Here is an 11,877-nt window from a genome sequence, read left to right on the forward strand (position 1 = left end):
CCCGGCCGCGCGGCCGGGGGCACCGTCGTAGTCGCTGGTCCTGGGCTCAGCCCTGGTACGGCTCGGCCTTGAGGATCTTCACCGAGGCGAACTTGCCGTTCGGCAGTTCGTACTGGGCGTCCTCGCCGACCTTCTTGCCGTTCACACCGGAGCCCAGCGGGGACTGCGGGGAGTACGTCTCGATGTCGGAGCTGGCGTACTCGCGCGAGGCCAGCAGGAAGTCCAAGGTGTCGTCCTCGTCGCCGTCGAAGGCGATGGTGACGACCATGCCCGGCGCGACCATGCCGTCCGCCGCGGGAGCCTCGCCGACCTTGGCGTTCTCCAGGAGCTGGGTCAGCTGGCGCACACGGAGCTCCTGCTTGCCCTGCTCTTCCTTGGCCGCGTGGTACCCGCCGTTCTCGCGCAGGTCGCCCTCTTCGCGCGCGGCCGCGATCTTGCCGGCGATCTCCGTGCGCGCGGGACCAGACAGGTACTCCAGCTCGGCCCTGAGCTGGTTGTACGCCTCCTGGGTCAGCCAGGTGACGCTCTCACTGGTCTGGGTCACAGGTGCTCCTCGTAGGTACTGGGAATACAAAGCATCGCCCTACCCAGAAGAATGTTCCTTCACGGGTGGGCGAAACCACGAGCCTAACAATTCAGTGGCTCGGAGGGGAGGACATAAGACATCAGAATTACGTCAATGCAGGTCAGGGGCTAGGTGCTGAGGGTGATGTCAGCCCGTGTCCGTTCCCGTTCCGTGTCTGTTCGGTTCCGCTCAGTCCGCATGGCAGCCGAGCAGCTCCGCCGTGGAGCCCCGGGCCGTCGTACGCAGGGTAACCACCTTGTCGATACGAGAGGAGTGCTGGTCGAAGCGGAAGTCCGCGCGGCCCACCTCGGTGCCGTCGGCACTCTGGGAGCGGACCGTGCAGTAGCCGCTCGCATCCGTGTCCTTGCGCACCTCCAGGTGCGCCTCGACCGCGCTGTCGGAGACGGCCTTGAAGGTGATCACCTCGGCGCTGATCTTGTTGCCGCCGACGTAGTAGTAGGCGAACCAGCCCACCAGTACGAGCAGGGCCACTCCCAGCACACTGCCGACGACCTTGAGCTTGCGGTCGGCGCGTTCGTCCGCGGAGCGGCCGTACCGGCCCTCGGGCAGTTGCACCGTACTCATGATCGTCCTCTCCGCGAGGTCCACGAGGCAGGACCCCGGAATTATTCGCCCCCCGATTCCGTCACTATAGAAGCCGCCCATCAAGCCGATTAACGCCGGGCGCCGACTTGCCGACTGGCCGACTTACTGAGGATTGAGTCTTGACTGACCAGCTGCGACTGATGGCCGTGCACGCCCACCCCGACGACGAGTCGAGCAAGGGCGCGGCCACCATGGCGAAGTACGTGTCCGAGGGGGTGGACGTGCTGGTCGTGACCTGCACGGGCGGGGAGCGCGGCTCCATCCTCAATCCGAAGCTTCAGGGCGACAAGTACATCGAGGAGCACATCCACGAGGTACGCAAGAAGGAGATGGACGAGGCCCGCGAGATCCTCGGCGTCAAGCAGGAGTGGCTCGGCTTCGTGGACTCCGGCCTGCCCGAGGGCGACCCGCTGCCGCCGCTCCCCGAGGGCTGCTTCGCCCTTGAGGACGTGGACAAGGCGGCCGGTGAGCTGGTCAGGCAGATCCGCTCGTTCCGCCCGCACGTGATCACCACGTACGACGAGAACGGTGGTTATCCGCACCCCGACCACATCATGACCCACAAGATCTCGATGGTGGCGTTCGAGGGCGCGACGGACCGTGAGAAGTACCCGGAGTCGGAGTTCGGCCAGGCGTACCAGCCGCAGAAGCTCTACTACAACCAGGGCTTCAACCGCCCGCGCACCGAGGCGCTGCACAACGCCATGCTGGACCGCGGCCTGGAGTCGCCGTACGGGGAGTGGCTGAAGCGCTGGTCGGAGTTCGAGCGCACCGAGCGCACGCTGACCACACACATCCCGTGCGCCGAGTTCTACGAGATTCGCGACAAGGCGCTGATCGCGCACGCCACGCAGATCGACCCCGAGGGCGGCTGGTTCAAGGTCCCCATGGAGGTCCAGAAGGAGGTCTGGCCGACCGAGGAGTACGAGCTCGTGAAGTCCCTCGTCGATACCTCCCTCCCCGAGGACGACCTCTTTGCGGGCATCCGCGACAATGCCTGACATGAGCGCAAGCCTGGCACTGACGCACCTCGTCCCCCTCGCCAAGGAGGTCGACCAGAACAAGGTCACCCCCGGCGTCCTCGGCTTCATCGTTTTCGCGGTGATGGCCCTGGCGGTATGGGGCCTGATGAAGTCCATGAGCAAGCACATGGGCAAGGTCACCTTCGAGGAGGACCCCGAGAACGACGCGGCGGCCTCCGGCAAGGGCGCCGGCGCGGGCTCCGGTCCCGCCTCGGCCTCGGCCTCGGCCTCGGCCTCCGCCTCCGGCGGGAAGGCCTCACCCGCGAAGGGCTGAGCCACCGGGCGACGAACGGCTCGTTCGTGCGAGCCGTTCGTTCGTGCGCACGCCTTCGGCGTGCCTCAGCGCGAGTGGTCCGCCAGTGACAGCAGCAGGTGCGCGGACTCCGGCCGCAGATGGTCGGAGTGCGCGCCCGCCGGGCCGCTGCCGCGGACGTACACCTCGCTCGCGTCGACGCTGACGAAGCGGTGGTCGAGGACGTCGTGCGGATACGGCTCCTCGACGCCCCGCATCGTGATGGCGGACACCGGCGCGGGCGCGGTGCCGATCCCCGCGTACCCGATGCCCGCCCGCTTCTCGGCGCGCAGATGCCAGAAGCCGGTGGCGCGGTCGTGCTGGGAGTAGGTCGCCACGACGGGGCCGCGCAGGGGGGCCTCGGCGAGGGCGGTGAACGTCGACGCGAAGGCGTCGCGGGGGCTGGCCATCTGCAGGAGCAGCATCGAGTCGACCGTGAACGGGCGGCCGGGCGGCTGCGGAGTGGACCAGCCGAGCGTGGTGCCGTCTCGCCGGTTCGCCGCCCACTGAACCGCCTCGCACAGGAATCGGCAGCCGAACGAGTGCCCCACCAAGTGCAGGTACTGGCCGCCGCGGTTCGCCAGGACAGGAGCGGCCGCCGGATCCGCCCGACGGGTGTCCAGATAGCCGAGCAGTTGCCCGATGACCCCCGCGGCATGGCCGCCGCCGGTGGACATGGCGTGGGCGCGGTCCCGGATGCGCCGATAGCCACCTAGCGACGGCAGAGAGCGGGACGGCCAGCGAACCAGGACCGGCCACGGGACGAACGGTCGCCCCGGAGCGTCGAGCCGCGGATAGATGTCGCGGCGCCCGTCGTACTGCCGCGAGACAAGGCCGAGCAGGTCGCGTACGGCTTCCAGCGCCGAATCCCGGGAGGTCTGCCAGCCATGGACGTACACGACGATGTCGCTGGCCCATGGCGGCGGGGTGAGCTTCTGGGCGAAGTACGCGTCGAGCTGTGCGGCGGGCACCGGGCGCGGGCCCGACCGAGTGGGCCGTAGCGGCCAGCCGGACTCATCGAGGTCGAAGGTGTGGACGTCGAAGGCGTGGCCGTCGAGGGCGCGCACCCCGGCCGCCATGGCGTTCATAGGGTGGTCCGCTCCAGTCTGTTGTCCATGCCGCAGTGCAGGGTGTAGGCGAAGCCGAGCGGGTTGCTCCAGGTGTCGGCGAAGTGCCGGGCCAGTGCGTGGGCGATCTCGCCGGCGGTTTCCTGGCCGCCGAGATAGCGCTTGACGTACGCGTACGCGTACTCGGCGGCGAACATCTGCGGCATCTCGATCTGGGGCCCCAGCACGCCGCCCGCGCCCGCTCCGATGAGGGCGCCCCCCAGGTGAACCAGCTCGGCGGAGCCGGGCAGCCCCGCGTAGCAGGCGTTGAGCAGGACCAGGGGGCGGTGGGAGAGCAGCGGGTCGGCGGTCGCACGCTGAGCCAGGAGGGTGCGGGCGTTGATGTCCTTGTGGTCGCTCAACTGCACCACGAACGAGGGGGAGTTGTCGTCGGGGGCGCTCCGGAAGTGTCCGTGGCACCAGAAGTACATCAACTGCTCATCGAGCCCATCCGATCGAAAGGCGTCCAGCAGCTGTTTGCGCAGGGTGCGTTCGACGGGAGTGGTGTCCGTGGTGAGGGGGGTCTCGACGTCGGCGGCTCTGGTGACACCCTCCGGATCGATGCCCTTGTCGTGGTTCAGGCTCACCACCGGTACGGGGGGCGGCAGCGCGGACTCGTCGTCCGCGAAACACGGGCACGAGCTGCCGGTCTGTTCGATCTGGTGCCGGTAGCCGAGGAAGCGGCGGAAGACGTCGTCCGGGCCGTCGGGGTCCTCCGGCAGACAGAGCATCGGCCACGGCAGGAACAGGTTGGAGTCGACGCGGATGCGCAGCGGCTCTTCGCGGCTCAGCGCGCTCGTCAGGATGTCGCGGAAGCGCCGAGTGCCCGGACCGCCGTCGCCGAGGAGCTCGCCGTACAGCAGGTAGGCGCCCTGCCGGGCCAGCTCGTCGAGGATCTCGCGCCGTTCCTCCCTGGGCTCCGCGGTGAGATCCGGGCAGGTGGCGTACGGGAACCGGGGGCGGTCGGCGACGGGGATGCCGTGCTCGTCCACGGGCTGGAAGTCGACCAGTTCCCGCTTCCACAGCGCCCTCAGGTCCGCCGCGGCGGCGGTCACCGAGGCGGGCTTCACGTTCAGCTTCAGCGCGTGCTCGGTCGGGGACGGGGGAGTGGCCGGGCCGTACAGCCGGGCCCTTATGTGGTCGTCGGCGTACGCGTCGAGGGCGAGGACCAGGTCCGGGTGGCGGACGGAGGCAGCCGGGTGCCGGGTGAAGCCGTGGCTCGGGTCCTGGACCACCCGGGTGGGAAGTTCGCGCGCCATGGGGCTCAGGCCCTCCGCGCGGGTTCGGGAGCCGTCATCCGCGGGACCGGGCTGGACGACGCGATCACGTCGATCTCCGTCTCCACCTGTTGCAGGACGGTCCCGGTGGCCTGGTCGGCGAGGGTGAAGCGGATGCGGTGGCGGCCGGGGCGGTGCGGGGTGAAGCGGAACTCCGCGGCTTCGGTGCTGATGGCGTGGAGGGGCTCGATGTCGGCGTGCGTGAGGGGGACGGCGCGGGCGGTGAGCGGGGGGAGGGGGCCGGTGGACCACGGATGGTGGACGCCGGGAACGACCTTGAGGGCGATACGGGAGGCGGTGTCCGGGGCGGGGATGTCGTCGAGGAGGGTCAAGCGGACGTGGGACCTGGCGGCATCCGGGTGGTAGGTGCCGGGGCGGGGTTCGGGCTGGGTGTAGCGGGCGGCGCGGGGGATGAGCAGATCGCCGTCCTCGGTCCACTCCACGGCGTCCAGCAGGGCGGGGGGACAGCGGCGGGCCAGTTCGTACGGTGGCGCCGTGCCGATCGCCGACTCGGCGAGGTCGACCCAGGCCTCGCCCGCCTCGTCGCCGATGACGCGGAACGAGTCCCGGACGTCACCCGCCCATCGGTGGTTCAGGAACCGGTGGGAGGGGTCGTGGAGGGCGCGCTCCAGCAGGGTCCAGGCCCTGCCGTGGGGGCAGTCGGCGGCTTCGAAGAGCTGGGTGGCCTCGTCGAACAGCAGGTCGGCTTCATTCCGGCCTTCGTCCGTCCCGGTCTCCCGGGCGAGGGTCAGGGCGTGGTGGTGCAGCGCCCAGGCCTGGCCGAGTCGGTCGGACACGTCGCGGAAATGCTGTGTCACGGCAGGGAAAAGGTTCTTCCACGTGGATCCGAACCGGTCCACCTTGGCGAGAACCCACCACAGGTCGGCCCATGCCGCACCACGACGGTCGCCTTCTGCCTCGTGCAGGAAGCGAGCCTCCTCGACGAGATCCTCCGGGCCGGTGAGGCCCAACTGGAGTGACAGCCGCCCGAGTTCTGTGCCGGCCCAGGCCACGCCCCGTGCCTCACCGACCGCGTGGAACGCCTCCCGCGCGGAGTACAGGAGCTTCTCCGCGTCCTCGACCTCGCCGCGCAGCAGGCACAGCCGCCCGTACTGGAACACGGTCCATGCCTCGCCGCGCCGGTCGCCCGCGACCTGGTGGGCCTCCACGGCACGCCTGAGTAGCGGTCCGGCGGCGCGCAGGTCGCCTCGGTCGCAGTGCACGGTGGCGCGGGTGAGGAGGGTCCAGGCGTCGGCGCCCCGGCCGGAGGGGAGGGTGGAGAGGTGGTGGTCGGCCTCTGCGAGGAGGCCTCTTTGACAGGCGGTGACGGCCTGTTCCAGGAGGGCGTCGCCCTCGGGCGCGTGCGCTCCGAGGAGTGCCGCCGCCAGCTCCGGCTGTCCGGATTCCCGCGTGGCGACGGCGAGGGGCACCTCCAGGGTCACTTCTCCCGTCCTGGCCCACAGGACCTGCCGGAGCACCAGCAATTCGGCGAGTCGGCCGCGTTGGGCCAGTTGGTCCGCCAGAGGATCGACGAATTCGTTTGCCACGATCGCACGATCGACAAGGCCGACGAAGGCGGCCGGATGGTCGCCGAACGCGGCGGGGTTCTCCTCCGCGGCGTCGACGAGTGCCTGTGCGGCATCGGCCGCCCTGCCATCTAGTTCGGCGTCGCTCCAGTCCCGTACGACGAGCGAACGGATCAGGGGGTGCAGCCGGAGGGTCCCCTCGCCGGTCGGGTGAAGCAGTTCGTAACGGCACAGCTCCCGGACTGCCGTGGCGGGCCGGTCCCCTAGCGTGTGCACGAGATCCGCGGGCAACTCCTCGGCGCCCAGGGCGGCCAGGGAGTCGAGAAGCCCCCTCGCCTCATCGCTCATCCACGTGGGGGCCGGTAACCGGAAGACAGTGGGGAGACGCCCACTCTCCATCGCGGCCGCCAGCTGGGCTCCCACGACCCGGGCGAGCAGAGGATTGCCGCTCGCGGCCTCCACCAGCTCTTCGGGGAGTTCCGCCACGGCTGTCGGGCCACGGCTCCCTGCTGTCTCGAGGATGAGCGCCGAGGCGTCGGCTCGGTCCAGCGGGCGCAGGTGACAGAGCGCCACCTGCGCGCCTTGAGGTGGCCGGGCGTCCGCCGAGCCCACCAGAAGGAACGACAGCGTCCTGGAGAAGGCGCTGACCAGGTCGGCGAGCAGGCGATCCGCCGCGGTGCCCGTGGGGACTCCGTCCACGACAACGACCGCGGGGTGGGCGAGGAACAGCTGCCGACAGACATGGACGACCGCGTTCGGAACCATCGCCGGAACGTGTCCGACCACCTCGGCGAGAGCCCTCGAACCGGCCTCACCACATGCCCCCAACAACCGCAGCAGCGTGACATCGGAACGGAGCCCGAAGTCCGCGACGCGCACGCGGTGCACCGGAAGTCCTCGCTCCTCGGCGAGCTGCCGCGCGAGCACGCCGAGAAACGCGGACTTGCCCATGCCGGGCTCCCCGGTCACCACCAGGGGGCGACCACCTGCCAACTGCCTTCGCACACCGGCCAGTTCGCGCGACCGCCCGACCAGCACCACCGGATCCCCCTCGTCCCCGAACATCCCCGTACGCCCTACCGAGCCGTGCTCACCGCCACCCCCATAACATCCCGGGCATGCCGCCCCGGCACCATCCCCAACCGCCAGGCCTGCCACCCGGCGTCCAGGTCCACCCCCCGCTCCAGCAACAGCTGATACGCCTCGATGTAGTCGTCCAGCTTCGCGTCCCGGGACGCATGGCCGGTGCGGGAGAGCTGGGCGAGTTCCTCCTGGGCGACCGCCGCGCCGACCTCGTAGCCGCCCGGGGCGGCGTACGGCAGGAGCGTGCACCTCAGGAACTTGGCCCAGTCCTCGCCCCGGTGGTCGCCGTACGACGTGAAGAGGGCGATCGCCTCCTCGCAGAGGGTCAGGGCCTGTTGGGTACGGGCGTTTCCGGCGTCCACGACCGCGAGCTCCAGGCAGGTCCATGCCTCGCCGTGGGCGACGCCGATGCGCTGGAAGTCGGCGCGGGCGTCGACGAGGAGCTGGCGGGCGAAGCCCGAGTTGCGCAAGGAGCCGGTCTGGGCCGCGCGTTGGTCGCGGGTGACGCGGGCCGAGTGGTGGCGGGCGCACGCCAAGCCGTAGACGTCGCGCATGCGCGAGAACATGGTCCTGGAGCGCTCCAGTTCGCGCACCGCCTGGTCCAGGTTGCCCGTCTCCTCCAAGGCCTGGCCCAGGTAGTAGACCGTCCATGCCTCCCCGCGCGCGTCCTCGTTCTCGCGGTGACGGGAGGCCGCCTGGCGCAGGCCGGCGACCGCGGTGGACGGGTCGCCGTCGACGAGGCGGGCGCGGGCCAGCTGGGTGAGGGCCCAGGCCTCGCCGCGGGCGTCGCGGGTGCGGCCGTACAGGTCGAGGGCCTCGCGCAGTTCGCGTTCGGCGCGCGGTACGTCGCCCATGCGCAGGCCCAGCTGGCCGAGCTGGAAGTGGGCCCAGGCCTCGCCGTGCACGGACTCGCCCTCGCGGTGCAGGACCAGGGCCTGGGTGAGGAGTTCCAGGGCCCGGGCGAGCCGGGAGCGGTCCCGCTCGACCGCCGCCAGCGCGTGCATCGTCCAGGCGCGGTCGGCCGCGAGGTCGGGGGAGGCCTGGAGGTCCATGGCCTCCTGGAGTTTGGCCGCCGCCTCGGTGAGGTTTCCCTGGTGGTGGAGGGTGATGCCCAGGGAGCACAGCGCCCTTGCCGCGCCCGCGTCGTGGTGGGCCTCGAAGTAGAGGTCCACCACCGAGGTGAGGGTCGTGCGGGCCTTGTCCAGTTCGCCCAGCTGGCGGGCCGCGATGCCCGTGCGCCACTGGACCGAGCGGACCAGCAGGCCCTGGTCGACGGCCTGCGTCAGCTCGCTGATCTCGCCCAGGCGGTAGAGGTCGCCGCGCAGGAGGCAGTAGTCGCACAGGGCGCCCAGCAGGTTCAGTACGGCTGCCTGGTTGACGCCTTCCGCCTGCCGCAGTGCCGCCGTGATGAAGCTCGACTCGTCGTCCAGCCAGCGGAGCGCGGCATCCAGAGACGTGAAGCCGTGCGGCCCAAACTGATCCGCGCGTGTCGACGTCTTGCCGTCCACCAGGCGGATCACCGAGTCCGCCAGCTCCGCGTAGTTCACGATCAGGCGTTCCTGTGCCGCCGTACGCTCGGACGGCTCCTCCTCGTCCAGGAGGCGGGCGCCGGCGAAGGCCCGTACGAGATCGTGCAGGCGGTAGCGGCTGCCGCGGACGTGGTCGATGAGGCCCGCCCGGGAGAGGGCGGTGAGGTGGCGGGTGGCCTCCGGCTCGTCCGTGGCAAGCAAGGACGCCGCCGCGGCCGTGCCCAGGGAGGCGCGGCCGGCGAGGGCCAGGCGGCGCAGGAGCCGTCGTGCCATGTCCGACTGGTCCGTGTAGCGCAGCCAGAGGACTCGCTCGACCGGTTCCACCGGGCCGTACGCCGCCAGGTCGGAGGCCAGTTGGCGCGGGGTACGGGGGCCGAGGGAGGAGCCCGCGATGCGCAGGGCCAGGGGCAGTCCGCCGCACAACTCCCGTACGCGGTCGGAGGATTCGGCGTCGTAGGGACCCGAGGCGTCCTGCGCCGACGCGTTCAGCAGCTCCTCGGCGCCCCCCGCGTCCAACGCCTCGACGGGCATCTGGTGCACCCAGGCGGGGAGGTCGGCGGGCAGGTCGAGCGGTTTGCGGGCGGTGACCAGGACCAGGCTCTCGGAGCGCTCGGGGACGAGCACCCGTACCTGCTCGGCGTCCGACGCGTCGTCGAGGACGATCGTGACCGGCAGCCCGGTCAGATGCTGGTGGTACAGCTCGCTCAGTCGCCTGACCTGCTGGTCCTGGGAGGAACGCTCGCGGAAGAGGAGCTGTTCGCGGGGTGCGCCGAGGCGGTTGAGGAGGTGGAGCAGTGCGTCGCGGGTGGTCAGCGGCGGGTCGTCCGGGCTGTCGCCCCGCAGGTCCACCACGCACGCGCCCCGGAACTGGTCCTTGAGATCGTGCGCCGCCCGGATCGCCAGCGTGCTGCGGCCGGAGCCGGGCGCGCCGTGCAGCACGACGACCGTCGGCTTCGACTCCGTGCTCGCCCGTGCCGCGTGCACCCACTGCGCGACCCGCGACATCTCGGCCCGGCGGCCCGTGAACGGGCCTTCCGGCTCGGGAAGTTGGCCGAAAGACTGCTCCAGGACACTGCGCCGCCGCGCCGCCGCGCTCTTGTCGGTGCGCCGCAGCTGGGGCGCACCCTGCTTCGCGCCCGTGGAGGCGCTGAGCACCCGCTGCTGGTCGAGGAACGGGCGGATGCCCCGCACCTCCAGCGCTGTCAGCCACTGCAGGCGCAACTGCTCGGCGCCGCCGGGCTGGCCCAGGGCACCGGCGCGGCGGCTCGCGGCCGGCAGGTGCGAGGCCGTCACCTTGAGCACGGTGGCCGCCGCGCCCGCCACCGCCACCGTGGCGCCCGCGCAGAACGCCGTCCCCGCGCCCGTATCGAGCGCCAGGTCCGCGACGACGGCCGCGACTGCCGCAACGGCCGTGACCAGTAAGGACGTTCCGGCGCCCTCCCGGGCGTAGCGCTGTCCGAACGTCAGCCGTCCCGCCTCCGCCTCGTCGAGGGCCCGCGTATATGCCCCGTACTCCTCGGCGGCCGTCTCTCCCATGGCGTCGAGCGCGGCCCGCGCCCTCGACAGCAGCACGGCCCCGTCGAAGCGTCCTCCCGAGCGCCGTACCTCTTCCTCCACGGCCCGGGCCAACAGCCGCTCGGCCTCCGCCCGATGGCTGTCCCGCATGTCACGTCCCCCTCCGGCAGCAACTCCCTTGCCTATGAGTGTCCTTCGTGCGGGACGCGAAGGCGAGAGGCCCGGCGATCATTCGGGCAGGGCCGCCCCGGTCATTCACGCACCGCGTGCCCCTTGGACAGCGCGAGGAACACGCACGCGCAGGCGAGCGCCGCCTCCGCCACCGCGCAGGCCAGGGCCTGGACGAGAGGGGCGCCCGGCTGCGCGGTGGTTATGTCGAACCAGGCGTCGAGCACCGCGACCGAGGCCGTCGCCGACGCGGTCAGCCGGGCGTGCGGACTGCCGCGCAGGCCCAGCGCGGCGGTGGCCGCGCAGCCCGCGGCCATCAGCACGTCGAGTCCCACCCAGGCCACCTGCCAGTTCCGCACCTCGGCGCTCGCCGGGAGCGTACGGACGAGGAGCACCATCCACGGCACGAGCGCCACGGCGGTGGCGCCGAGCAGCACGAGAGCCCACTTGGTCCGCATCCCGGCGCGATTCGTTCCGGCACGATTCGTTCGCATGCCTCCACGATAGAACCGCAGAGGAAATTCTGCAAAGGAAATTTTGCAGAACTCATTCTGCGGAAGGAAGCGGGCCGGGGATACTGGTCGCATGCCCGACCCCGAGCTGACCAGCCTCGAACGCACCGCCCTGTACAAGTCCCTCGGCAACCCCCTGCGCCGCCGCATCCTCGACTACCTGGGCCGGCACGGCGAGGCGAACTCCACCGTGCTCGCCAGGGAGCTCGGCGAGAGCTCCGGCACGACCAGCTACCACCTGCGCAAGCTCGCCGAGCAGCACCTCATCGAGGAGATCCCGGAGAAGTCGGGCGGCCGTGAACGCTGGTGGCGGGCCCTCCCGTTCAGCCACACCGCACCCGATCCGGCCACGATGCGCCCCGAGGAGTACGCCGCCGCCGAGGGCGTGGCACGCCTGAAGATCGAGATGGACACCGAGCTCTATCTCCGGGCCCACAAGGAGTACGCGGGGCCCGAGGGGTGGTCCCAGGTCCAGCGCTCCGGCAACTGGATGACCAGGGACGAACTCGTCGACTTCGTACGCGAGTACCGCGCGCTCCTGGACCGGTACGGCCACCCTCGTGAAGACGCCCCCGAAGGGGCACGCCAGGTGTACCTGCGCTTCTATGCCGTCCCGGAGGCCGTGGCGGAGCGGGGGAGTGAGCCGACCGGCCCATGAGGGCGGCCTTCGATCCCC

The 11,877-nt window shown here is 71.0% G+C and carries 10 protein-coding genes; 3 read left to right on the top strand and 7 right to left on the bottom strand.

What is annotated here, in order from left to right; translation table 11 throughout:
- Positions 1-46: 46 nt before the first annotated feature.
- Both greA and OG975_RS30325 read right to left on the bottom strand, forming a co-directional pair.
- Entirely contained in the window at positions 47-544 is a 498-nt protein-coding gene (gene greA, locus OG975_RS30320; protein ID WP_327431265.1) for a transcription elongation factor GreA, read from the bottom strand.
- A 210-nt stretch (positions 545-754) separates the two neighbouring features.
- Entirely contained in the window at positions 755-1,150 is a 396-nt protein-coding gene (locus OG975_RS30325) for a DUF4307 domain-containing protein (RefSeq protein WP_406332542.1), read from the bottom strand.
- Between the two features lie 161 nt (positions 1,151-1,311).
- On the opposite strand from OG975_RS30325, the gene mca reads away from it, so the two are divergent.
- Positions 1,312-2,172 carry a mycothiol conjugate amidase Mca gene (gene mca / locus OG975_RS30330; RefSeq protein ID WP_406336535.1) on the top strand — a complete coding sequence of 287 codons (861 nt, stop codon included), beginning with the start codon at positions 1,312-1,314 and terminating at the stop codon, positions 2,170-2,172.
- 1 nt (position 2,173) lies between these two features.
- Positions 2,174-2,467: a hypothetical protein gene (locus OG975_RS30335; protein WP_406332543.1), complete on the top strand. Its 294-nt coding sequence runs from the start codon at positions 2,174-2,176 to the stop codon at positions 2,465-2,467.
- Positions 2,468-2,532: 65 nt separating this feature from the next.
- Here OG975_RS30335 and OG975_RS30340 read toward each other — a convergent pair whose 3' ends face one another.
- The 5 genes from OG975_RS30340 to OG975_RS30360 all read right to left on the bottom strand — a co-directional run bounded on the left by OG975_RS30340 (position 2,533) and on the right by OG975_RS30360 (position 11,183).
- Positions 2,533-3,573, bottom strand: a complete 1,041-nt coding sequence (locus OG975_RS30340) for a hypothetical protein (RefSeq protein WP_406332544.1) — start codon at positions 3,571-3,573, stop codon at positions 2,533-2,535.
- The gene (locus tag OG975_RS30345; protein ID WP_406332545.1) at positions 3,570-4,850 is read right to left on the bottom strand and encodes a CHAT domain-containing protein; all 1,281 of its coding nucleotides are present in this window, start codon (positions 4,848-4,850) and stop codon (positions 3,570-3,572) included. Before OG975_RS30345 ends, OG975_RS30340 begins: the two co-directional genes overlap by 4 nt.
- A gap of 5 nt (positions 4,851-4,855) precedes the next feature.
- Positions 4,856-7,459 (bottom strand): AAA family ATPase, encoded by a 2,604-nt coding sequence (locus OG975_RS30350; protein ID WP_406332546.1) that lies wholly within the window; start codon positions 7,457-7,459, stop codon positions 4,856-4,858.
- Between the two features lie 11 nt (positions 7,460-7,470).
- Entirely contained in the window at positions 7,471-10,671 is a 3,201-nt protein-coding gene (locus OG975_RS30355; protein ID WP_406332547.1) for a tetratricopeptide repeat protein, read from the bottom strand.
- Between the two features lie 101 nt (positions 10,672-10,772).
- Positions 10,773-11,183 (bottom strand): hypothetical protein, encoded by a 411-nt coding sequence (locus OG975_RS30360; protein WP_330306958.1) that lies wholly within the window; start codon positions 11,181-11,183, stop codon positions 10,773-10,775.
- Between the two features lie 91 nt (positions 11,184-11,274).
- On the opposite strand from OG975_RS30360, the gene OG975_RS30365 reads away from it, so the two are divergent.
- Entirely contained in the window at positions 11,275-11,859 is a 585-nt protein-coding gene (locus tag OG975_RS30365; protein WP_406332548.1) for an ArsR/SmtB family transcription factor, read from the top strand.
- The last annotated feature ends 18 nt before the right edge of the window (positions 11,860-11,877 follow it).

Origin of the sequence: Streptomyces sp. NBC_00203 (assembly GCF_045206325.1) — a bacterium.
Classification (GTDB): Bacteria; Actinomycetota; Actinomycetes; order Streptomycetales; family Streptomycetaceae; genus Streptomyces; species Streptomyces lutosisoli.